The following is a 21,948-nucleotide window of genomic DNA, read 5'->3' as shown; positions in this document are numbered from 1 at the left end:
TTCCGGACGGCGCTTTTTATCACAATTCCTATAAAAAACTTAAATCACCGTGTCGACGACGACCGATTGGGGCTGCATCTTCACGACGGTTCCCTCCGGCGAATACCGCATGTTTCGGCGCTGCGGCAGCACCGATTCAAAAACGCCCTGCAGAAAATTCTGCGTAATCCGTATATATTCATTTAAAACATCGTTTTCTATTTTTGAAACCGCGAGTTTTTGGCGCACCTGATGAAAGGCTTCTATAACCGGACGTTTAAAAACGGGCGGCAGGCGGCGCGAAACTTCATAAATATCGCCGGGATTGTCGGGGCATATACGGGCAAAAACGTCGATTCGTTCCTGTTCCAAAGCGGAAAAACGCTGTGAAAGCGATTGCACGGCGCCGACCGTGCGTTCGACCTGTTCCCAATTTTTGCCCGTTACGGCGGCATGCAGTATTTGCTGCTGCGCGATAATTTCGGCGAGTACTTGATTTTGATTCAGCAGCGTTTGATACAACTGCTGCGTTACGCTCTGCGGCTCTTCATTCATAGGGACTATACCTCATTTAAATATCGGCGTTTTAAAAAAAAGGATTAGAAGAAACAGTGATTAAAGACCGTGATACAGTCTTCATGTTCCGGCCGGACAAAAATATTGTCCCGGCTTTTCGCGCAGGAACGGCAGCCGTTTTTTGGGACGCTTCGATTTATACAGTAAAAAAGCCGGCTTGTGAATTTTGCGTATCTTTTGTATACTGCGCATATGTTCAACGATTATATAAAACTGTTTCTTACCGTTTTGGTTATTTTAGATCCCATCGGCATTATCCCGCCTTATTTGGCCGCATCGGGACACTTTCCGAACAATATACGCAAAATGATGATGCGCCGCTCCATTTTCGTAGCCGCCGCCGTCTTTGTATTTTTCATTATTTTCGGCAGATTGATTTTAAATTTTTTCGGCATATCGCCGGGCGCATTTTACATATCGGGCGGCATCTTATTTTTCTTTATCGCCTTTGAAATGATATGGAACAAGCCGGGAAGCAAGCACACCCCCGAATCTTCCGTAGACCCGCAGGAAGCGAAGATGATTGCCGTATTCCCGCTTGCAATTCCCCTTATCGCGGGACCGGGCTTGATTACAACAATTATCTTAAACATGGCATCTTCGGATAACTGGCTGCGCCCCGCACTCATGCTTAGCGCCGCCATTGTTCCGGGCCTCATTATCGATTATATTTTTTTGCGCTGCGGCTCGCTTTTACTGCGCTTAATCGGCACAACGGGCATGTACGTCGTCGAAAAAATCATGGGCTTGATTTTGGCCGGTCTTTCGGTTCAACTCATCTACGACGGCTTTATAAAACTCGGTATTGTACATCTTTAGGCGCCCATCTTCAGTCGTACGTTTTTTTATATTGCGGAAGGATTTTAAACGTCGGCTCCTAAAAATGCCGCTTTAAACTTGACAGTGTAAAGATTTTACGCTATTATCTTGACACCGTAAAGATTAAAGGGAAAAAGGAACCGCTTATGTGTAAATCGAAGTTACCCTACCACCGCGAGGGATTAAAAAATCTCTTAATCGAAAAAGGTATCGAAATCGTCAATACCGACGGCGTGCAGTCTTTTTCACTGAGAAAAGCCGCGGCGGCCTGCAAAGTCAGCCATGCGGCTCCGTACAGTCATTTTCACAACAAAGAAGAATTGCTGAACGCGATGCAGCTGCACATCACCGAACGTTTTTCGAAAATGCTCGAAACGGCGATTGCCGAAAATAAAAAGCCCGCCGCATTGTTAAAAAAATTGGGTATAGCCTATGTTTCTTTTTTTATTGACAATCCCGCCTATTTTCAATTTTTGTATTCAAAGTCTGATATAAAGGTCGATTTAACCTTATCCGTGCCGGACGAGGAAAACTATAAGCCTTATATTCTGTATAAAAACAGCATCCTGTCACTGCTTAAGCAAGCCAAAGTTCCGAAAAAAAAGCAAAACGATATTTTAATAACGATATGGGCTTTTATTCACGGACTTACGGCGTTGGCGGCAATGAAAAATGTTCACTACGATAAAAAGTGGAAAGAAAAAATCACCGATTTTATGGATTTGCTCGAACCGTCATTTTTAAAGTAAGGGCGTACGGATTATTGCAGAGGACGATATGAACGGAATTTATTTCAGCGGAACGGGAAACACAAAATACTGTACGGAAGCACTGGCACAAGCGACCGGCGGCAGCGCGGTCAGTATGGAATCACACAAAGCGCTTGAAGTTTTACGCGCGTCGGATGAAATTGCGCTCGGCTACCCGATTTATTTCAGCGACATCCCGCGCATCGTAAAAGAGTTCATTACGGAACACGCCGCTATGTTCCGCGGAAAACGCGTTTTTATTATCGTGACGATGGGCCTTTTCAGCGGAGACGGCGCGGGGCTTGCAGCGCGACTGCTTCGAAAATGCGGAGCCGCCGTTACGGGAGGCTTACACCTTCGTATGCCGGACTGTATTGCCGATGTAAAGCTCTTGAAAAAAACGCCGGAAGAAAACCGGGCGCTCATATCGGCGGCACAAAAAAAGATCGCGCAAACGGCGGAAGACATAAAACGCGGAATCTATCCGAAAGACGGCTTATCGTTCTTTCACAGAATCGCAGGTTTATTCGGACAGCGCCTGTGGTTTAAAATGCATGCAAAAAAATTGTGCGAACGGCTCAAAATCAGAACGGAACGCTGCATCGGCTGCGGTATATGCGCGGCACATTGTCCTTCAAAATCATTATGTATCGAAAACAATAAAGCCGTATTCCATCCCGGAAACTGCACGATATGCTACCGCTGCATAAACAATTGCCCCGCAAAGGCGATTACGCTTATCGGTACGGACGTATTCGAACAGTGCCGCTTTGAAAATTATGCAGCGCAATAATTAGGAGACAATATGAAAAAAACACTTACCTTATTTTTCTGTATGATGCTTTTCGCTACGCTCTATTCCCTGTATTCTCAAGCGGCGGACGATAAAACGCTCTGCGACACGGAAATCGTCGTTACCGGTATAAAGGAAAATTCGGGAACGATTGTTATAAGCATCCATGATTCGGCCGAAAGTTTTCGCAAACACATTCCATATCGAAGCGTCGAATTGGCGGTGACGGGAGACAAAGCCGTGTATCATATACGGCTCAAAGCCGGCGACTATGTTTTTTGCGTTTACCACGACGTCAACGGCGACGGAAAATTAAACGCGAATGCGATCGGCATTCCCAAAGAACCGTTCGGCTTCAGCAACTACGACGGCAAGGGGCCGCCCGGCAACTTCAAAAAACACAAGATTTTTATAAACGGCACAGCGACGGTAAACATTCCGTTGATAAAAATGAATTAGCACGTCAAATAAACGTTTCGGCAGTTGCACAATCCGCGCTCAAAGAAAAATTGGGCGTATCGCATTAAAGCGCCGGCACTTGCATAAAAGACCGGTATGAGATATTATAAATATACTTTTACTCTGAATTTCTTGTACATGAGTTTTATTTTTGGAGAGTTTCATGGGTGTCATCGGAATTATTTTATTGATTGCGTTTGTTATTATTTGCATTTTGCTTGTAGGTATCGTTCTTATTCAAAGGGAATCCGGCGACGGACTGGGCGGCCTGTTCGGCAGCGGCAATTCCGCGGCATTCGGTTCCCGCTCGCAAACGGTTATCACCAAAACCACATATGTGCTTACCGCTTTGTTTTTCGTTACCACCTTTGTGTTGGCATTTTTGAACAAAGCGCCCGCGGTTGCCGATTTGGATAAGGCGGCGGGGCAGACTCAGGCTGCCGAAACGACGGGAACGGGCGGTGCCTACTGGCTCGATTCGCAGGCTTCGGAACAAACTGCGCCGGAAGCACAGCAGGCAACGGACGGCAAATAATGCTTTTAAGCGGCGTTTTCAACCCGAAATCGATAAATATCGACCTTCAAAGCGAAGAAAAAGACGAAGTTTTTGAAGAATTGGTCGAAGAATTGGTCAACGCGAATCCGACACTCGACCGTGCCGCCGCATTGCGAGCCGTACGCGAACGTGAAGCAAAAATGAGCACGGGCATTATGAACGGCATTGCCGTTCCGCACGGAAAAACAGACGCGGTCAACGGCGTGCGCGGCGCCATCGGCATTTCCCGAAAAGGCATCGATTACGATGCGCTCGACGGAAAACCCGTATATCTTATCTTTTTGATTTTATCATCGCCCGACAGCTCCGAACTGCACTTGCGTGTTTTAAAGCGCCTTTCGAGGCTTTTAAATAATCCGAAGTTTTATGCGGCTGCAATGGAACAAACCGGTCCCGAAGCGCTGTATGATTTAATCTGTAAATATGAAACGGAATTGCTGTAAACATTATGAATACGGAAACGGATACACTCGGTCATTTAATTGAAATTGAACATAAAGCGGCTTCACTGCTCATGGACGCGCAAACCGAAGCGGACAAGCGTACCGCCGAAGCGCGAAGTCAAGCCGATGCCGACTATAAAGCTCAATACGAAACCCTCGTTTCGCAAATGGAAGCCGATGCCGACAAGCGCATAGGCGACTTAAAAGAAAAACACAACGCCCTGTTCAGCGCTTACCGAAACGAATTGGCATCCTGCGCCCAAGACACGGCCGCTTTCAACGATTTACTGAAAAAACTGCTTTTCGGGAATTGATATGGATCACTCAAGTGCGGCGGCTTATGTATATGCAAAAGCGAGCGGAATGCTTTCCAAATCCTTTGTGGGCCCCAGAACGGAAAAGCTTTTTGCCGCACGCAGTTTAAATGATTTATGGACGCTTTTGTTTAGAGGCGAAGTGCCCCTCGTACCGGAAGCATTGCTTGCAAAACAAATCGAAAAAAAAGCCGAGCAAACCTTTATTTCCGACTTTATTACGCTGCTGAATTCGTACGACAAGCCCGATCCGGTATTGATTCAGCTTTTGCGCTTGTTCGATTACGGCAATATAAAAGACATTGCCGCGGCTTTGTGCGACGCAAAAAAAGACATGCCGCCGATTACGGACATCGGAAAATATTCGATGCTCGATTATAAAGCGTGGCCCGACATTGCGTCCATTACGAAAAATTCCCCGATAGCGTGGTACGATAAACCGCCGTCGTGGGACAAACAAAGCGAAATGGACGCGCGGCTGGACATTCAGTATGTGCGCGCCCTATGGCAGGCCGTGCACAAACTGCCGAAAGCCGAGCGCGCGCCGGTCGAAAAGCTGCTCGGCGAATACATTGTACTTGAAAACTGCGTGTGGTCCGTACGGCTTGCGGTTTATTACAATATGGAAAAAGAAGAAATCGTCGCGCGCTTGGCGAGCGAAAACGATCCGGCCGACAAAAACGACCGCCTCGCAGGCGAAGCCGTCCGCATTTTGGACCGCGCGACCGATTCGTGGCAGGACTGGGAAAACTGGCGCTATGCACAGCTTTTAAATTCCGGCGAAGAAGGAGCCGTATGGCAAATCGATCCGCGCAGGCTTCAGCAAGCTTCGTCGGTATATTTGAATAAAAAAGCGCTGAACATGTTTCACCGTTACCCGTTTACCGCAGCCGTATTGGTGACATGGTTTAAAATAAAAGAACATGAATTGAACTGTATTCGTACTGCCGCCGAGGGAATGCGGCTGAATACGGACGGTTCGGGAACAGTACTAACAGGGCGGTAGCGCTCCGGAGGATGTATGGCTAAGACAACGGCAATGCGGCTTCTTGAACTGATGGTTCTGAAAGAAGATATAAGCCGGGTTATAGAGTATTTGGGCAAAAACGGCAATTTCGAATTTCAATCGGGAATGGCCGATCGCCAAAGCACCGAACAAAACGCGGCGCAGGAAATGTTCGAAAAACTGCAATCGCTGCGCACATACCTCAATATAGAAGACGCCGACGATTACGACGGATCTTCTCATTTGCCCGAACAGGCCGAGATCGATGCGGCTCATACCGTAAGCGCCGCCGTCGAAGAATTGCGTCAAAAAGAATTGGCCGTTTCCGAATCGAAAAAACGTGTCGACGATGCGTACAAAGAAGCGCTCGCTTTTTCAAACTTAAAAGTTTCGTATACCGAATTGGAACATTTATCCTTTTTGTCGCTGCGCATCGGGAAAATAGATCCGGCCGTTTTGGACGACCTTATCTTTAACGTCGGGCAGCGGGCGGTCGTTATACCCTTGGGGCAAGACCGGACGCGCATTCTTGCAGCATCTTCCAAAAAGGGACGCTTTGCCCTCGATTCGGAACTGCGCCGCTACGGATTTACGCCGCTGGAAATTCCCAAAGACTTTAAAGGAATTCCGGACGACGTGCTCGAAGGCATGAAAAAACAAACCGAAGAAGAAAAGCACAAGCTCGATTTACTGGTCGAAGAGCGCAAAAATTACGCGCAAACGCATAAGGACGAACTTTTGCATCTTTTGCGCTGCTTTTCGATCGGTGCACAAGTACAAACCGTGCAGTCCAAACTTGAATCGACGCAGCTTGTGTACCGGATCACCGGCTGGGTGCCCGCACCGCTTGCGCCGAGCATTATGAAAGATTTGGACAATTTAACCAAGGGGCGCATCGCGTTGCGCCAGTACGATCCGGCCGAAGTACCTTCGGCAAAATCGGGGCGCGAAAAGGTGCCCGTAAAACTGACCCACGGCAAGCTGGTCGGAAACTTTGAACGTATTATATTCAGTTACGGCGCGCCCCTGTACGGTACAATCGACCCCACGCCCTTTGTGGCCTTCTTTTTTACGCTTTTGTTCGGCATTATGTTCGGCGACGCGGGTCAAGGTTTGGTGTTCATCCTCATCGGTATTTTAATGCTCAAAGGACTTATAAAAAAATTCCCCGTGTCGCCCCAGTTCGGCCCGATATTTATAGCCATAGGCTGCAGCAGTACGATTATGGGAATTTTAACCGGCGAATTTTTTGCAAACAGCCACGTTCTTGTTCCCCTGAGCCGCTTTTTAACGGGTCTGTTCGGAACACCGCGCGATCACATTTTGCATTTAATGCCGTCTGCGGACGCGATCGGGAAACTCTTTATGTTCTTTTTGTTTACGGTCGGTGTAGGCTTTATCATCAACTCGATAGGCCTTATTATAAATATCGTCAATCAATTTACGCTCGGAAATCTTTCCAAAGCTCTGTTCGGAAAAACCGGCTTGTCCGGCGCACTCTTTTTTTGGTACGTCGTATTTATGGCGGTGCGCATCGCAGGCTTTAAAATTCCCATTCAATTTTACGATTGGATTGTAATCGGCGTAACGCTTTTCGGCGTATTTTTCGCCCATCCGCTGGGCGCCATGGTTGACGGTCATCATCCCGTGTTCCCGAACGGAATCGGGAGCGCCTTTATAGAAGGCGTCGTCGAAATTTTGGAAATCGTGTCGAGCTATTTGTCCAATTCCGTCAGCTTTTTGCGTGTCGGAGCCTTTGCCCTTGCCCACGCCGTGCTGGGTTTTATCATCTTTACGATGACCGACCTTGTGGGCGGAGCCGGCGGTCTTGCGGTGCAAATTCTCGGCAATGCGGTTGTTATCGTGCTTGAAGGAATGATCGTGGCGATACAGGTTATCCGCTTGCAGTACTACGAGTTCTTTTCAAAATTCTTTACGGAAACCGGAAGGGAATTTACGCCTTTCCGATTCAAATATAAACAATAGAGGAGTATCGTATGAATCGTAAATCAGTTGCAATTGCAGCATTGATGCTTTTTACGGCGGCGGTTTCGGTGTTTGCACAGGGCAAAGCCGATGCGGGCGCGGCGGTCGGCATAGCAAAGTATATTGCGGCCGCTTTGGCCGTAGGCTTTGCCTGTATCGCAGGCGGTATGGCAGTCGGTAAAATCGGAGCGGCGGCCATGGGCGCCATGAGCGAAAACGCGGACCTTTCGGGAAAGGCCCTTCCCTTCGTCGGTTTGGCCGAAGGTATTTGTCTGTGGGGCTTCCTCGTAGCGCTGCTTATCATTATTCTGTAATATTGTGAAATACTTTGTCATTGGTGAGCGGGAACTGGTGCTTGCCTTTGCCCTCGTCGGGGTAAAAGGCAGCGCGGCTTCCAATAAAAACGAAGCTTTGGACGCTTTTAACCGAATTACCGGCAAGGGAACCGCCTTGGCGGGTGCCCCGTCGGAAGAGGAACGCCCGAAAGTTCTCATTCTCACCGAGCAAGTCGCAGATATGCTCGCCGATGAAGTTATCGACTGGCAAATGCGGGGGGATTATCCTCTTATTGTGGAAATACCGGGCATTCAGGGGCACCTCACCGGACGAAAAACGATGACCGACGCCATCCGTGAAGCAATCGGTATTCATGTGTAAAACAGATAGGATGCAATTATGGAAGAACTCCGTTCAACCGAAATTCTCGATAAAGAAATACTTGAGGATACCCGTAAAAAAGCCGAACGTATTTTAGCCAATTCGGAAAACGAATGTAAAAAAATACTGTCGGATGTCCATAACCGCGTTGAAAAAATACGCGCGGAAAAAAAAGTTTTTTACGATGATAAGGTCGCTTCTTTTGCAAAAGACAGGGAAGCGGCGCTGCCTTTGGAAAAACAGCGCTACCGCGTGTCGTTCGAACAAAAGGCGGTTTCCTCCGCCATAGACGACTTTTTGGCAAAATTGCCCAAAGCGGAAAAAGTACGCTTAATCGGCAAACTTTTGGAGCGCTACGCGCCGGTACTGTCCGGACACAATATACGCATACAGGTGTCGGGTTTTGCCCTTGCGGATATGCAAAAAGCGGCGGAACAGATGCTTAAAAAGTCGAAAATACTCGAATGCACCGAAATGTCCGCCGATACGCTGAACGTCCTTGCCGCATCTTCCGGCCGCACCGACGGCATGCTTATCGAAACGGAAGATAAAAGCATAAAATGCCGCGCGGTTATCGGAGAACTCACGAACGAACTGTGCGATACATACAGCTATGAGCTTGCCGAAACTCTTTTCGGCGGGAGGCTGCCTGAATGATTGAAGGAAAGATAACCCGTATTTCGGGACCTATAGTATATGCGGAAGGCTTGGACGGCTGCGGTTTGTACGACGTCGTCGATGTCGGCAACGCAAAACTCATCGGAGAAATAATCCGCCTTAAAGAAGGCAACGCGACCATACAGGTGTACGAAGACGACACCGGCATGCATGTCGGCGAAAAGGTTGTGTGCAATCAGCGGCCGCTTTCGGTGCGTTTGGGGCCCGGCCTTGTCGGCACCATTTACGACGGCATCCAGCGCCCGCTCAAAAACATGTTCGATGCGGAAGGTTCGTTTTTGAAGCCCGGGCTCAGAACCGATCCGCTCGATACGAGCGCGAAATGGAAGTTTACCCCGCTTGTAAAAAAAGGCGATCCGATTGCGCCGGGCACTGTAATAGGAGAGGTTCCCGAAACTTCTTCGGTAAAACATAAAATTATGGTTCCGCCGTATGTACGCGGCCGCTCTTTGACGAAAATCGCCGAGGCCGGCTCTTACACGATAGAAGACCTTATCGCGGAAACCGATTTGGGCGAAAAGATAACCTTGGCGCAGTATTGGCCGGTGCGCAAGCCCCGACCCTACGCGCAAAAAATGACCGTAAGTCAGCCGCTTATTACGGGCCAGCGCGTTATCGACGTGTTTTTCCCCCTGTCCAAGGGCGGAACGGCTGCCATCCCCGGCGGCTTCGGTACCGGTAAAACGATGACCCAGCACGCAATCGCCAAATGGTGCGATGCCGACTTAATCGTCTACATCGGCTGCGGCGAGCGCGGCAACGAAATGACCGACGTTTTAACGGAATTTCCCTCGCTTATAGACCCGAGAACCGGCCGCTCCCTTATGGAACGCACGATTCTTATTGCAAACACATCGAACATGCCGGTTGCCGCGCGCGAAGTTTCGCTGTATTCGGGCATAACCTTGGCCGAATATTACCGCGACATGGGCATGGCCGTCGCGATAATGGCCGACTCCACGAGCCGCTGGGCCGAAGCCCTGCGTGAACTTTCCGGCCGCATGGAAGAAATGCCCGCGGAAGAAGGCTTTCCCGCCTATCTTCCGACGCGTTTGGCCGAATTCTACGAAAGGGCGGGACGCGTGTCGTCGCTGTGCGGTAAAGAAGGTTCCGTTTCGATTATCGGAGCGGTATCGCCGCCCGGAGGAGACTTTTCCGAGCCGGTTACCCAGCACACCAAGCGCTTTATCCGCTGCTTTTGGGCGCTCGACCGCGAATTGGCAAACGCCCGCCACTATCCGGCAATCGGCTGGATAGAATCGTATTCGGAATACGCCGACGAAGTAAAAGAATGGTGGGACAAACTCGATCCGCGCTGGTCGTCGATCCGCCTTGAAGCGCTGGACTTGTTAAAGCGCGAACAGCGCCTCGAACAGATTGTGCGCCTTATCGGGCCGGACGCTTTGCCCGACACCGACCGCCTTGTTTTGGTTGTCGCCGAAATGATTAAAAACGGCTTTTTGCAGCAAAACGCGTTCGACGAAATAGACGTATATTCGGTTCCCGAAAAGCAGATTTTGATTTTGCAGCTTATGATGAGCTTTTACAAAAAATCGCTGGCACTTATCAAGCAGGGCGCCCCGCTTTTAAAACTGACGGCGCTCGGCATCCGCGAAGAATTGGTGCGCATAAAAACGTCGATTCCGAACGATAAAATAAACGAAATAAGCGCCGTCGCAAAGCGTATGGACGACGAATTCGCTTCTGTCGAGCGAGTATACAGGAAGGTTGAAACAGCATGAAAGGAATGGAACACAGGGGCATCACTTCGGTTGACGGCCCCGTTATTATCGTAAAACGCAGCGAAAACAGTTTTTACGGTGAAATCGTTGCCGTTCGCGACCGTTTTTCGGAAAAGCGTATCGGACGCATTATAGATTTGTCGGACGAATATGCAGTCGTACAAATATTCGGTTCCACATCGGGAATCGACTTGCACGAATCCACGACGGAATTTTTGGATACGCCGATGGAACTGCGCGTCGGCGAAGGCCTTTTGGGCCGCATCTTCAACGGTTTGGGACAGCCGATCGACGGCTACCCCGAAATCGTATCGTCAAAAAAAGTAAACGTAAACGGCTATCCGATAAACCCCTACGCGCGCGTGTATCCCAGAGATTTTATCCAAACGGGTATTTCGTCGATAGACGGTATGAACACGCTTATCCGCGGCCAAAAGCTGCCGATTTTTTCGGGCGACGGTTTGCCGCACAACCGTTTGGCGGCGCAGATTGTCCGTCAGGCAAAAATTTTAAGCGCCGACGAAGACTTCGTTATGGTATTTGCCGGCATGGGTATTAAATACGACATCGCGCGCTTTTTTATCAACACCTTTGAAGAATCGGGCGTTTTGTCGAAGGTCGTTTTGTTCCAATCGCTGGCCGACTCTCCGTCCATCGAGCGCATTATAACGCCGCGTTCGGCTTTAACCGCCGCCGAATACCTCGCTTACGAAAAGGACATGCACGTATTGGTCGTTATGACCGATATGACAAACTATTGCGAAGCTTTGCGTGAAATATCGACTACGCGCGGCGAAGTTCCCGGCCGCAAAGGCTATCCGGGCTATTTGTATTCCGACTTGGCCGAATTGTACGAACGCGCGGGAAAAATCAAGGGCTCAAAGGGTTCAATCACGCAAATCCCGATTTTAACCATGCCCAACGATGACATTTCGCACCCCATTCCCGACCTTACCGGCTACATCACCGAAGGACAAATCGTTTTGGATCGCGAATTGTCCCAAAAAGGCATGTACCCGCCGGTTGCGGGCTTGCCGAGTTTGTCGCGTCTTATGAAAGACGGTATCGGCAAGGGCATGACGCGCGAAGACCACAAAGACGTGGCCAGTCAGCTTTTCGCCGCCTATTCGAAGGTAAAAAGCATCCGAAACCTTGCCGCCATCATCGGCGAAGAAGAACTTTCGGATACGGACAAACAGTATTTGCGCTTCGGCGACCGCCTCGAAAAAGAGTTTTTAACGCAGGGCGAATACGAAAACCGCACGATAGAGCAAACGCTCGACATCGGCTGGAAAATTTTAAAAGAACTGCCCAAAGAAGATTTGTACCGAATCAATCCGGCCTTTATCGAAAAATATATGGAACAGGCATGACAAAACTGAACATAGCGCCGACAAAATCGAATTTACTCAAAGTAAAAGAGCAGCTGCGCATATCGACCGACGGCTACGAACTGCTTGAGCAAAAACGCGAAATTCTTGTTATGGAGCTTATGCACATGGTCGAGCAGGTAAAGCTGCTCGAAAAAGAAACGGACAAGCTGCTGAAATCGGCCTACCCCGCTTTAAAAAACATGCTTATGGCCGTCGGCGGCGACCGTGTCGAGCGCATAGCACACGCGGTAAGCTACGACTTTACGCTGACGGAAAAGTCCGTTGTAAAAGCGGGCATGACTTTTTCGACAATCGAAATGGAACTGCCCAAGCGGCGCCTTTTTTATTCGTTTATGGATTCGTTCGCCGACACCGACAAGGTTATGGCGGATTTTTTCGATTTTCTTAAATTGCTGACGCAGATGGCGTCGATCCGCACCATTGTATGGCGCCTTGCGATGGAAGTCAAAAAAACGCAGCGCAGGGTAAACGCGCTCGATAAAATGATTATCCCGCAGGCAAAAGCCACCAAAAAATATATCGAAAGCGTCCTCGAAGAACGGGAGCGCGAAAACGTATTTGTGTTAAAATCGCTGAAAGGAAGAAAAGGAGGAGCCGGCGCATGATAAAACCGATTTTTCAAAAGGTTCTTATTTTAATGAACGGATCGGAATCGTCCGTTCATGCGGTGCAATACGGTATACTGATGTCGAAGCTGTACCACTGTGCTTTAAAGGCCGTGTACGTAGTCGATACCGCGACGCTCAAACAGCTTACCCTTACCAAAATTTTCGTAATTGAAGAAAGTTCCGAATACGAATCGAGCTTAACCGCCGACGGGAACCGCTACCTCGGATACGCCGCCGAATTGGCCGCCGCGAAAAACGTAAAAATCGAAACGGAACTGCTTCACGGCAGCATTTGGGGCGAAACGATACGGGCTGCCGACGAGTTCGGCGCGAATTTAATTCTGCTCGGCGGATCCGAAAAAGGGGAACACGGCGACAGTTCAATGCGCGTTTCACACAAACGAATTTTCGAAAACGCGGGCTGCTCCGTTTTGTACGTAAAAGAAAAACAGGTAGAACAATTATACAAATTGGTATAAGGTTCGAAAAAGGGGAAAACAATGAGAATACTTTTGCTCCATTTTCTTTCGACGCAAAATCAAAAGCATGCCGCCATTTTAAAAAAAATCGAACAAACCGTCGGCGCGTCGGGAAACCAATGTACGCTTTGCAGCGAAAAAGACAGCATAAACCTTCACATGGGCATGTTTGAATACATAGCCGTCATTGTTCCCGCTTCTCCCCTGTTCGGCGCAAAAGTGCCCGAAAAACTTCCCGAAATACTTTCAACCCACGGTTCGGTGAGCGGCAAAAAAGGCTGCGTGCTGGTCGTTAAATCGGGATTTTCTTCGGCGAAAATGTGCCGAATTACCATGCACGCGATGGAAAAAGAAGGAATGGTCATCGATTACTTCGACATCATCGAAAGCGCCGATCACGCATCGTACTCGGCAAAAAAGATAGGATAGCGAAAGCCGCTCATGCAAAACCCTTACGCCCTTTTAGGCCTTACTCCCGATGCCGGTATGGCGGAAATAAAACGCGCGTACCGCAAAAAAGCGAAAAAACTGCACCCCGACGTTTCAGGCTCGGACGCCGAACAATTCCGTTTGCTGTATGCGGCGTATAAAGCCCTCTGCGATGAGCGCGCAAACCTGTTTGAACGCGCATTTACCGTGCAAAAGCCGCGCGAATCCTTCAACTACCGCGAATGGCTTTTACAGCGCACCGACGAAGAAAGCCGCTGCAAACTCGTTTTTTGGGACTTAATGCACGGCCGCGAAGAAGACGCGGTTGAGCTGTTTAAAATCCTTAACCGCGAAATATCGGCTTGCAAAGTGGCGTCGTGGTTTCCGCGCGAAGATTTTATGGATTACGGCTTTATACTTGCCGAAGAGCTGAGCTTCCGCGCGGAATTTTACGATGCGGTGCTTTTGCTGGAACAAATAATCGTTATGGAACAAAAGCGGCCGTATTTTAAACACTTTTTTCCCGAAGTGCAGGCTTTGACGCGCAACATTTTGCTGCACCGCATTGACGGAATAATTCATGCCGAATCGGCCGTAGCGCTGTGGGAGCGCGCGCTCGATTGGGGCTTCGGCAAAAAAGACGAAGCCGCATTTTTAATAAAGATGGCGGGCGCATACGCGAAAATGCACAATAAAACCTTGGCCGCCGTATGCATTGCCGAAGCAAAGCGCTTAAACGCCGGTCAGCGCGTTCCCGCTTCTTTGCGGCAATTTATGTAACGAAAATAAAATCTTTTAAGGATAAAACATGATACGCTTAAAAAACGAAGAACAAATCAAAGGAATCCGCGAATCGTGCAAACTGCTCGCGCGGCTTTTCGAACACTTGCTGCCGAAGGTAAAAGAAGGTATGAGCACAAAGGCCGTTGACGACATTTGCGCAGCCTTTATCGCCAAGCACGGCGGTACGCCCGCCTGGTACCGCGAGGACTTTCCCGGAGCCGCATGCATTTCAATCAACAACGAAGTTATCCACGGCATTCCGTCGAAGCACCGCATCCTGCATGAAGGCGACATCGTATCGCTCGACATCGGCATCGACTACAAGGGCTATATAAGCGACGCATGCCGCACCGTCGGAATCGGAACCATCGGCCAAAAAGCGCGAAAGCTTATCGAAACGACCGAACGCTGCTTTGACGCGGGAGCCGCCGCATGCATAGCCGGCAACCGTATTCACGACATCGGCAAGGCCGTATTCGACTTGGCGGACGCGGCCGGTTACGGCGTCGTATACGAATACTGCGGGCACGGCGTCGGACTCGACGTTCACGAAGACCCTTCCATACCGAACATTCCGCACGGCGGCTCGAACCCGCGCATCCAAGCCGGCATGGTACTCGCCGTGGAACCGATGATCAACGAAGGAACCGCCGACGTTGAGCTTGCCGACGACGGCTGGACGGTGCTTACCGCCGACGGAAAACTGTCGGCGCATTATGAAAACACGCTTGCGGTTTTTGCCGACCATACCGAAATTCTGACGGTTTTGCCCTGATTTTTTTCGATTATTTGTAACATAAAAGCTCTAAAATGTATTATATTTAAAACGGCACCGATCGGCTATCACGATAACCGGTGCCCGATTGAATGAAATTAAACCGCTTTTGGAGGCTTTTATGAATGTAAAAACAAAGAGAGGCGTCGTCGTTTTGGCGGCCACCGCCTTATGCACGGCGCTGCTTTTGGTATTCGTGTCTTTTTCGCGCGGACAAAAAACGGGAGCAAAAACCGTTTTCGCCGACACCAGTCCGGCAGTGCAAATCCCTGCCGATTCGCTTGCCGCAGCCGAAGCGCTGCAAGGCGCGTTCCGTTCGGTTTCGGACAAGGTGCTTCCGGCCGTCGTCGAATTGGACGTCGTCGAAACAAAAACCGTCGAGTCGAACCCCTTCGATTCCCTGCCCTTTTTCTTTTTCGGAACGCCGCGGCAAAACGACAGCCCGAAAGAATATTCGCAGCAAGGTTTGGGCTCCGGCGTCATCGTGCGAAAGACGGGCAATCTGTATTATGTATTGACCAACCACCACGTCGCAGGCTCGGCGACCGATATTTCGGTAAAACTGTACGACGGGCGCGAGTTTAAAGGAAAACTGGTCGGTTCCGACGAACGCAAAGACATTGCCCTGGTGTCGTTCGAAGCAAAGAGCGGCGACATTCCGGTTGCAAAATTGGGCGATTCGGACAAAGTACATACCGGCGATATCGTTATGGCTATGGGAACGCCCTTGGGCTATTTTGCATCCGTTACGCAGGGAATCGTCAGCGCAACGGGCAGATCCGGCAGCGGCATAAAAAATATCAACGATTTTATACAAACCGATGCGGCCATAAATCAGGGAAACTCCGGCGGCCCCTTGGTCAATATCTACGGCGAAGTTATCGGCATCAATACGTGGATCGCCTCCCAATCGGGCGGTTCGCAGGGACTGGGCTTTTCGATTCCGATCAACAATATTAAAAAAGCCATAGACGATTTTATTTCGAACGGAAAGGTAAGTTACGGATGGATGGGCGTATCGCTCGTATCGATCCAAAAGGATTACGAAACCGAACTGAAAATCGGCGGTAAAAAAGGCGCCTTTGTATCGCAAATCTTTTTAGGTTCCCCGGCCGCTAAAGCCGGCATGCAGGCCGGCGATTACATTACCGCCTTAAACGGCAAAGCCGTAACGAGCGTCGATCAGCTGGTGCGCGAAGTCGGCGATTTGCGTGCGGGCGAAAACGCCGATTTTGAATTAATCCGCGGAGGTTCGGCAATGAAGCTGCGGGTTAAGATAGAAGCGCGCAACGAAAAGGTATCGGAAGACAACAGCAAGCTGTGGCCCGGCTTTATTGCGGTTCCGCTCACCGACGATATCCGCAAAGAGCTCAAGCTCGAAGATAAAAAGGTACAGGGCGTCGTCGTAACGAATATTCAGGCCAAATCGCCTGCCGCCTCTCTTCGGCTGCAAAGCGGCGACATTATAACGGCCGTAAACGACAAAAAAGTTACGAATCTTGCCGAATTCTACAGCGCGCTGAACACGCAAAATAACCGTTCCATCTGGTTCGAACTGTACAGCGAAGGCCATACCATCACGACGGGAAAATACAAACTGTAAGGATACTATAAACGGCTTTTACAAAACGGCAATCAGCGGGATGCGCATTTCCTGAACGGTAAGACCCGCGTGATGGCTTTTAAAATGATGCGACTTCGGGCTGTCGGTTAAGGTCAGCGCGGAACAGGATGCGGCAAGATAATCGCCGACGGAATGCTTCAGCGACGGGTGACCCGTGCCGGGCCCGAACAGTTTCATGCGCAGCACTTCGGCGCGCGAAAACAGCACAAAGTCGGCGTCTCCCGTTTCGAAACTTTGTCCCGCCGCTTCGGGGAGCGTTTCGCTGCCGAAAAGGCTCGACGGAAAAATCGTTTTAAAATGCGAAGCGAACGCGGCGGGAAAGGCTTTGAGCGATTCGGGCTTTATAAAAAAGTTTACCGCGCGCGGCTCCAAAGACGGCCGGCGTACAAACATCGCTTCCAAATCGGGGTACGAGGTTAAATCGGCATTGACGACGGGAATGTGACCGTGGTCGGCAATTACGAGCACGAGGGTATCGCGCGAAGCGGGGTTTTGTTTTAAGCGGCGGCAAAAGCGCTGTACGGAACTGTTTATATGCTGCACGGAATGTTTTGCCAAACCGCCGTAAGTCCCCGCGACATGCATGATGTTGTCGGGCTTTTCGTGGTACGCATAAATATATTTTTTCCCGCCCTGCGAGCAAAGCCTGAACACTTCGTCGAACATGCCCTTGGCCGTTCGTACCTTATTCGTACCGAAGCGCGACACGCTGTAGGCTTTTACGCCGCTTTCTTCGTCCGCCGAATCGATTCGTTCATAGATTTTTGTGTACGGAATATCCTGCATGCCGACGTGGTAGGGCGCCGCCTTTGTCGTCGTGTCTTTGAGCATGTTCGTAAACACGTTTACGTTCGCATCGACCGACGGAAAATACACGGTCCAGCCGAGCCATCCGTGTTCGGCGGGCGTTAAAGCGCTTTCGACCGAAGTCGTTGCGGCGGTCGTCGTCGGCGGGTACACCGACGACAGGGAACACAAAAGATGCGTGCGCAAAAAAGAATCGCTCTTTAAATGATGTTCCATTACGTCGATTCCCATGCCGTCGAATAAAAATAATACGATATTGCGGTATGCTTTGTGCGTCAAAAGCGCATCGGCTTCCGGCAGCGTCGGATGAAAAACCTCGGCTCCCATATGCTTTGCAATCGAAGAAACGAGATTGACCGGGCAGCGCGTGTAATCGGGAAATACAATCATTGCACAAAGTATAAAAAATATGCGCTTCGTCTGCAAGTACTTTGAAAACTTACATTCGGCAAATAACACTTTATTACAAAAATCAATATACGAGCAACCGCATCTCCTTGTGGAATTATTTTACCACGCATTCTGTCGTCCAATCCTCAATTAATAGACCTTCGACTCTTGAAAACTCTTCAACATTATGTGTTATCAAGGTTCCGTCGTTTGCCAGAACTGTCGCTGCAATCATCATATCATTCGGACCGATTATGATGCCATTTGACGATAAAATTTTTCTTAATTTTCCGTATTCTACCGATGACTTTTTATCAAAAACGGCTGTCGGATATAAATCAAAAAATGCTTTGTAAACTGAAATTGTCTTTTCATAATCACTGGAATTCCTTGCTCCATATTCAAGTTCAGCAAGAACAACAGACGGAATTACTATATCTTTTTCATGTTCCTCCAGTTTTTCTCCAATCTTACGAAATTTTCCCTTTATAAAATAGATTACAATGTTTGAATCTAAAAAATACTTCACATTGCCTCCAGCTTTGTATCAGCGGAAAAATCCGGTTCAGCGGATATATTCATTTCGATATCTTTACCGCTTCCGAAATATTGCCAGATATTTTTTTTGTTTGAATCATCTCTCAGGTCGAAAGGGAGTCCATTAACTGCAACCGTTTTTTTCATAAAAATCCTGATAGCTGTCGGTAAATCCAGTCCGTAATGATTATAGATATTAGTAACTTCATCTTTTAGAGCTTCATCAACTCTGACTTGAACAAGTGCCGTATTGATCATTATAGCCTCCTTTTAAGTATTCATTATTCATACATTCGTATTAATAGTGTATATTTAAAAGGAGCGTTTGTCAATTTATACTGATTTTATAATTATAGTGTTAAGTTTTCACTCTTTTACCCAATCTTCAAGTTCCAAATCTTTTCTGATTTTTGCAGAAAGAATATTCCTGCCCGGCAAATAACACTTTATTACAAAAACCAATATATGAGCAACCGCATCTTCAACAGAAGAATATCTGCCGTTTTTCATATCCTGCTTTGCTTCTTCAAGTTTACCATAAACATTGGAAAGAAAAAGATTTTTTTCATAGGTTCTCTATGATTCTTTTGTCCAGTCTTCGGCTTTCAGTCCGGGTATTCGGGAAAATTCTCTTATATTATTTGTAACTACAGTAAGATTTCTTGTTAACGCTTGGGCGGCAATCTGTGTATCAAAAGGTCCGATCGGAATACCTTTGTTTTCAAGATAGGCTCTAATCATTCCGTATGTTTCTGTGTCTTCTGTAGTAAAATCTATTATGTTAGTAAAATCTGCACAAAAATCCAAAAGCGCCCGGCGATTCTTTTCTCTACATTGACTTTTTGAAACACCGTACTCCAATTCCGCAATCGCGATAGCGGAAAGAAACAATTCTTCTTTTTTACAGTTAAATATTTTTTTTTCCAAATACGGATTTTTATTTTTTATGAGGAAAATACAGATATTTGTATCCAGCAAATACATTAAACTTTAAAATTCCCTTTTTTGCATTGCCGGTTGATTTCTTCCTTCCGACATAAAATCATCGGAAAACTCGGAAAGACTTCTTTTAAGATTTTCCCACTTGCTTTCTTTCGGGGTCAGAATTATTGATGAACCGATTTTCTTGATGAATAATTCGGAAAAATCGATATGAAATTCTTTAGGGATTCTTACCGCCTGACTGTTTCCGCTTGTGAACACTTTTGTACAAACCATATCAGCACCACCGTATATGTTGTAGTATATACGGTGGTAGGCTTATCGTCAAGTTTTGTTTATCACAAAAACCAAGTATATTTTATATTAAATTCGGCGTTTTATAAAGTTATTTTTTTCAGGGGGGTTCCCCGCCTCAGGCGGGTCGGGCTATCCGCTCCGGGGTTGTCCAAAAACTGCAGTTTTTGGACAACCCCACCGCTTCTATCCCTAACCCGTATGCGAGCAGTAGAACGAACTGTATCTGTACGACCAATTCTCACTGTTCTCCGCTTACTGCGCGGATTCCATCGCAAAAGGCAATGTCAGGTTGAAGCAGGTGTTAGGCGTTTTTTTCTATACAAAAACTATATCTTAATCTACACCAAAGCCAAATCAGGAATAAACTGAAAGTCTTTGATATTCGTAGTATACAAAGGCAATCCCAATTCTAATGCAGTAGCACCAATCAAGGCATCCGGAATCAAAAGACCATGACTTTTAGCATACTTTTCAATCAGAGTTCCGGCTTTTACAGAAATAAATTCAGAAATTTCTACAATTTCAAAATCCGAAAAAGCTTTTTTTATAATGCCGACTTCCCGCTTGTTCAAAGCACCAACCATTAACTCCATATAAGTAATAGAAGACATTCCCAAACCCAGTCCTTTGTCTTGCTCAAGTTTTTGCTGAACTTCGGTTTTTCCACGAAGATAGTCTATAAGAACGCAAGTATCACAAAGATAAATCATTAAGAACGCCCCCAAGACTTGCTTCTTATTTCCTCAACAGAAAGATGTCTGTCTTTCCACAAACCGAAAACCGCATTAAAGTCTGAGAATTCTCTTTTATGAGTTTTTACGGGTCTGTGTAAAGTCCGTACTATCTTATCAAGTAATTTAATTTTCTCAGTATAAGAAAGCATATCAACTTGTGCTGAAAGTTGCTTAAAAGCTAATTCCGACATAGGTACCTCTCATAATGCAACGTTTGCCGAAAGGCAAACTCGGCAGATAAACAGTGAGGCTGAATTTCTGCCGAACTGTTTATCACACCTTCCATCTATTTCTCATAGTATACAATATTTTATAAAAAAATCATCTCTCAATCATTAAAACCAACACATAATTTCATATAACTTAATGTTTACTATTTTTAAGATAAGGTACATTATAGCGTACGTCAATGCCAAGTCTTAATTACATCGTACGTTTCGTTTTTTTTAGGGGGTTCCCCGCCTGCGGCGGGTCGGGCTATCCGCTCCGGGGTTGTCCAAAAACTGCAGTTTTTGGACAACCCCACCGCTTCTATCCCTAACCCGTTACCTAAAAAACATTTGCCACACGGAAAGGCCGAGTGAAATGAGTCCGAGAATGATTGAATAAACTCCGGTTTTAAAAGAAATTCGGGTCATTATATTTGAAGTATGCCAATAGAATGAAAACCACGAAACAGGAGTTATTTCCAGTTCAATCTTATCATTTTTATCATCGCTGTCGCTGTAGTTGTTAAGGATATTCTTTCCGTCGCTGTCCATATAGATAATGTCTTTTGAAAGAATGTTATGCGGAACGCCTCGTAAAATTCGGTAAATAGAATTATTATTGTGCGATATTTTTATAAACCGATTTTCTCTGTTTGTTCCGGCTAGGGTTGTTCCAAAAATTTCCTTGTAAGCACTAGGAGACATATAAGCCGAGTCGGTACCGAAAAGCGTATTATCGGGTTCATTGCCATTTCGGCAAAATTTTAGTTTGATTGAATATTCTTTTTTCATATTTGGTGTCCTTCCTTAAAATTATTTCCGCATTTTTTTGCCGGTTGTACCTTTTGCGATGTTTGCCGCCGCTCGGTATTTTTAGCGACCGGCGGCCGTACCGCACTATACTACACGGTTTCGCTGAACGCAAAACCGCAGGCCGGCGATAAAACCTTGAATCATCCGTTCCGTCGCCGGCCCTGCCGACTGTTTACTCCGCAATAAACCAGTTTGCCTGCGCATCCATTGTGGTGGCATTATTCCTATACGTTTGTAGCTGCCACGCCGGCACTTTTATGCTGCCTGCTGTCAGTTTTGTGCAACCCAAGAAAGCATGGTCAAACTTATCCTTAACATAATTGCACTTTAGCGTGACAGCCGTAATATTTTTGCAGTTCTCAAAGCAACT

At 47.6% G+C, this 21,948-nt stretch carries 30 protein-coding genes and 1 pseudogene; 20 read left to right on the top strand and 11 right to left on the bottom strand.

Features of this window, described 5'->3' with window-relative positions:
* Positions 1 to 39: 39 nt before the first annotated feature.
* Positions 40 to 534 carry a flagellar protein FlgN gene (locus tag HMPREF9194_RS02545; protein ID WP_016524804.1) on the bottom strand — a complete coding sequence of 165 codons (495 nt, stop codon included), beginning with the start codon at positions 532 to 534 and terminating at the stop codon, positions 40 to 42.
* Positions 535 to 747: 213 nt separating this feature from the next.
* On the opposite strand from HMPREF9194_RS02545, the gene HMPREF9194_RS02540 reads away from it, so the two are divergent.
* From HMPREF9194_RS02540 to HMPREF9194_RS02445, 20 genes are all read left to right on the top strand, one after another.
* Positions 748 to 1,374 (top strand): MarC family protein, encoded by a 627-nt coding sequence (locus tag HMPREF9194_RS02540; RefSeq protein ID WP_016524803.1) that lies wholly within the window; start codon positions 748 to 750, stop codon positions 1,372 to 1,374.
* A 146-nt stretch (positions 1,375 to 1,520) separates the two neighbouring features.
* Positions 1,521 to 2,123 carry a TetR/AcrR family transcriptional regulator gene (locus tag HMPREF9194_RS02535; RefSeq protein WP_016524802.1) on the top strand — a complete coding sequence of 201 codons (603 nt, stop codon included), beginning with the start codon at positions 1,521 to 1,523 and terminating at the stop codon, positions 2,121 to 2,123.
* A 28-nt stretch (positions 2,124 to 2,151) separates the two neighbouring features.
* On the top strand, positions 2,152 to 2,916 hold the full coding sequence (locus tag HMPREF9194_RS02530) for an EFR1 family ferrodoxin (RefSeq protein WP_016524801.1): 765 nt from the start codon (positions 2,152 to 2,154) through the stop codon (positions 2,914 to 2,916).
* A gap of 12 nt (positions 2,917 to 2,928) precedes the next feature.
* The gene (locus HMPREF9194_RS02525; protein ID WP_016524800.1) at positions 2,929 to 3,375 is read left to right on the top strand and encodes a DUF2141 domain-containing protein; all 447 of its coding nucleotides are present in this window, start codon (positions 2,929 to 2,931) and stop codon (positions 3,373 to 3,375) included.
* Between the two features lie 163 nt (positions 3,376 to 3,538).
* Positions 3,539 to 3,910 (top strand): preprotein translocase subunit SecG, encoded by a 372-nt coding sequence (gene secG / locus HMPREF9194_RS02520; protein ID WP_016524799.1) that lies wholly within the window; start codon positions 3,539 to 3,541, stop codon positions 3,908 to 3,910.
* Complete coding sequence (locus HMPREF9194_RS02515) at positions 3,910 to 4,374, top strand: PTS sugar transporter subunit IIA (RefSeq protein WP_016524798.1); 465 nt, start codon at positions 3,910 to 3,912, stop codon at positions 4,372 to 4,374. Before secG ends, HMPREF9194_RS02515 begins: the two co-directional genes overlap by 1 nt.
* Positions 4,375 to 4,379: 5 nt before the next feature.
* On the top strand, positions 4,380 to 4,688 hold the full coding sequence (locus tag HMPREF9194_RS02510) for a hypothetical protein (protein ID WP_016524797.1): 309 nt from the start codon (positions 4,380 to 4,382) through the stop codon (positions 4,686 to 4,688).
* A 1-nt stretch (position 4,689) separates the two neighbouring features.
* Positions 4,690 to 5,694, top strand: a complete 1,005-nt coding sequence (locus HMPREF9194_RS02505) for a V0D/AC39 family V-type ATPase subunit (protein WP_016524796.1) — start codon at positions 4,690 to 4,692, stop codon at positions 5,692 to 5,694.
* Between the two features lie 15 nt (positions 5,695 to 5,709).
* Positions 5,710 to 7,680 (top strand): V-type ATP synthase subunit I, encoded by a 1,971-nt coding sequence (locus HMPREF9194_RS02500; RefSeq protein WP_016524795.1) that lies wholly within the window; start codon positions 5,710 to 5,712, stop codon positions 7,678 to 7,680.
* A gap of 11 nt (positions 7,681 to 7,691) precedes the next feature.
* Positions 7,692 to 7,994 carry an ATP synthase subunit C gene (locus tag HMPREF9194_RS02495; protein ID WP_016524794.1) on the top strand — a complete coding sequence of 101 codons (303 nt, stop codon included), beginning with the start codon at positions 7,692 to 7,694 and terminating at the stop codon, positions 7,992 to 7,994.
* Positions 7,995 to 7,998: 4 nt separating this feature from the next.
* Positions 7,999 to 8,337 carry a V-type ATP synthase subunit F gene (locus HMPREF9194_RS02490; RefSeq protein ID WP_040846136.1) on the top strand — a complete coding sequence of 113 codons (339 nt, stop codon included), beginning with the start codon at positions 7,999 to 8,001 and terminating at the stop codon, positions 8,335 to 8,337.
* 18 nt (positions 8,338 to 8,355) lie between these two features.
* Positions 8,356 to 8,994: a V-type ATP synthase subunit E family protein gene (locus HMPREF9194_RS02485; protein ID WP_016524792.1), complete on the top strand. Its 639-nt coding sequence runs from the start codon at positions 8,356 to 8,358 to the stop codon at positions 8,992 to 8,994.
* Positions 8,991 to 10,757, top strand: coding sequence for a V-type ATP synthase subunit A (locus tag HMPREF9194_RS02480; protein ID WP_016524791.1), 1,767 nt, complete (start codon positions 8,991 to 8,993; stop codon positions 10,755 to 10,757). The genes HMPREF9194_RS02485 and HMPREF9194_RS02480 overlap by 4 nt, the downstream gene beginning before the upstream one ends.
* Positions 10,754 to 12,130 (top strand): V-type ATP synthase subunit B, encoded by a 1,377-nt coding sequence (locus tag HMPREF9194_RS02475; RefSeq protein ID WP_016524790.1) that lies wholly within the window; start codon positions 10,754 to 10,756, stop codon positions 12,128 to 12,130. The genes HMPREF9194_RS02480 and HMPREF9194_RS02475 overlap by 4 nt, the downstream gene beginning before the upstream one ends.
* On the top strand, positions 12,127 to 12,756 hold the full coding sequence (locus tag HMPREF9194_RS02470) for a V-type ATP synthase subunit D (protein WP_016524789.1): 630 nt from the start codon (positions 12,127 to 12,129) through the stop codon (positions 12,754 to 12,756). The genes HMPREF9194_RS02475 and HMPREF9194_RS02470 overlap by 4 nt, the downstream gene beginning before the upstream one ends.
* Positions 12,753 to 13,238 carry a universal stress protein gene (locus HMPREF9194_RS02465; protein WP_016524788.1) on the top strand — a complete coding sequence of 162 codons (486 nt, stop codon included), beginning with the start codon at positions 12,753 to 12,755 and terminating at the stop codon, positions 13,236 to 13,238. The genes HMPREF9194_RS02470 and HMPREF9194_RS02465 overlap by 4 nt, the downstream gene beginning before the upstream one ends.
* A 21-nt stretch (positions 13,239 to 13,259) precedes the next feature.
* A complete protein-coding gene (locus tag HMPREF9194_RS02460; RefSeq protein ID WP_016524787.1) occupies positions 13,260 to 13,667 on the top strand; it encodes a hypothetical protein in 408 nt (135 codons plus the stop codon).
* A gap of 12 nt (positions 13,668 to 13,679) precedes the next feature.
* Positions 13,680 to 14,447 (top strand): J domain-containing protein, encoded by a 768-nt coding sequence (locus HMPREF9194_RS02455; RefSeq protein ID WP_016524786.1) that lies wholly within the window; start codon positions 13,680 to 13,682, stop codon positions 14,445 to 14,447.
* Positions 14,448 to 14,475: 28 nt separating this feature from the next.
* Positions 14,476 to 15,225 (top strand): type I methionyl aminopeptidase, encoded by a 750-nt coding sequence (map, locus tag HMPREF9194_RS02450; RefSeq protein ID WP_016524785.1) that lies wholly within the window; start codon positions 14,476 to 14,478, stop codon positions 15,223 to 15,225.
* A gap of 121 nt (positions 15,226 to 15,346) precedes the next feature.
* Positions 15,347 to 16,828: a DegQ family serine endoprotease gene (locus HMPREF9194_RS02445; protein WP_016524784.1), complete on the top strand. Its 1,482-nt coding sequence runs from the start codon at positions 15,347 to 15,349 to the stop codon at positions 16,826 to 16,828.
* 18 nt (positions 16,829 to 16,846) lie between these two features.
* Here the strand turns inward: HMPREF9194_RS02445 and HMPREF9194_RS02440 are convergent, their stop codons facing one another.
* The 10 genes and pseudogenes from HMPREF9194_RS02440 to HMPREF9194_RS12440 all read right to left on the bottom strand — a co-directional run.
* A complete protein-coding gene (locus tag HMPREF9194_RS02440) occupies positions 16,847 to 18,046 on the bottom strand; it encodes an alkaline phosphatase family protein (protein WP_016524783.1) in 1,200 nt (399 codons plus the stop codon).
* Between the two features lie 115 nt (positions 18,047 to 18,161).
* Positions 18,162 to 18,575 (bottom strand): PIN domain-containing protein, encoded by a 414-nt coding sequence (locus HMPREF9194_RS02435; protein WP_016524782.1) that lies wholly within the window; start codon positions 18,573 to 18,575, stop codon positions 18,162 to 18,164.
* Positions 18,572 to 18,841, bottom strand: a complete 270-nt coding sequence (locus HMPREF9194_RS11765; protein WP_016524781.1) for a type II toxin-antitoxin system RelB/DinJ family antitoxin — start codon at positions 18,839 to 18,841, stop codon at positions 18,572 to 18,574. The genes HMPREF9194_RS02435 and HMPREF9194_RS11765 overlap by 4 nt, the downstream gene beginning before the upstream one ends.
* Before the next feature lie 108 nt (positions 18,842 to 18,949).
* On the bottom strand, positions 18,950 to 19,093 hold the full coding sequence (locus tag HMPREF9194_RS12245; protein WP_016524780.1) for a hypothetical protein: 144 nt from the start codon (positions 19,091 to 19,093) through the stop codon (positions 18,950 to 18,952).
* A gap of 66 nt (positions 19,094 to 19,159) precedes the next feature.
* Positions 19,160 to 19,567, bottom strand: a complete 408-nt coding sequence (gene vapC, locus HMPREF9194_RS02425) for a type II toxin-antitoxin system tRNA(fMet)-specific endonuclease VapC (protein WP_016524779.1) — start codon at positions 19,565 to 19,567, stop codon at positions 19,160 to 19,162.
* Positions 19,568 to 19,573: 6 nt separating this feature from the next.
* Positions 19,574 to 19,801 carry a type II toxin-antitoxin system antitoxin VapB gene (gene vapB / locus HMPREF9194_RS02420; protein WP_040846134.1) on the bottom strand — a complete coding sequence of 76 codons (228 nt, stop codon included), beginning with the start codon at positions 19,799 to 19,801 and terminating at the stop codon, positions 19,574 to 19,576.
* Between the two features lie 359 nt (positions 19,802 to 20,160).
* The gene (locus HMPREF9194_RS02415; RefSeq protein ID WP_016524777.1) at positions 20,161 to 20,532 is read right to left on the bottom strand and encodes a type II toxin-antitoxin system VapC family toxin; all 372 of its coding nucleotides are present in this window, start codon (positions 20,530 to 20,532) and stop codon (positions 20,161 to 20,163) included.
* A complete protein-coding gene (locus HMPREF9194_RS02410) occupies positions 20,532 to 20,747 on the bottom strand; it encodes a hypothetical protein (protein ID WP_016521345.1) in 216 nt (71 codons plus the stop codon). The genes HMPREF9194_RS02415 and HMPREF9194_RS02410 overlap by 1 nt, the downstream gene beginning before the upstream one ends.
* 354 nt (positions 20,748 to 21,101) lie before the next feature.
* The gene (locus HMPREF9194_RS02405; RefSeq protein ID WP_016524776.1) at positions 21,102 to 21,557 is read right to left on the bottom strand and encodes a hypothetical protein; all 456 of its coding nucleotides are present in this window, start codon (positions 21,555 to 21,557) and stop codon (positions 21,102 to 21,104) included.
* Between the two features lie 193 nt (positions 21,558 to 21,750).
* Positions 21,751 to 21,948: pseudogene (locus HMPREF9194_RS12440) on the bottom strand (hypothetical protein); the annotation flags it as partial.

This window comes from Treponema maltophilum ATCC 51939 (assembly GCF_000413055.1).
In the GTDB taxonomy this organism is placed as follows: domain Bacteria; phylum Spirochaetota; class Spirochaetia; order Treponematales; family Treponemataceae; genus Treponema_C; species Treponema_C maltophilum.
Note: the sequence above shows the minus strand (reverse complement) of the source record. Positions and strands in the feature narration are given on the sequence as shown.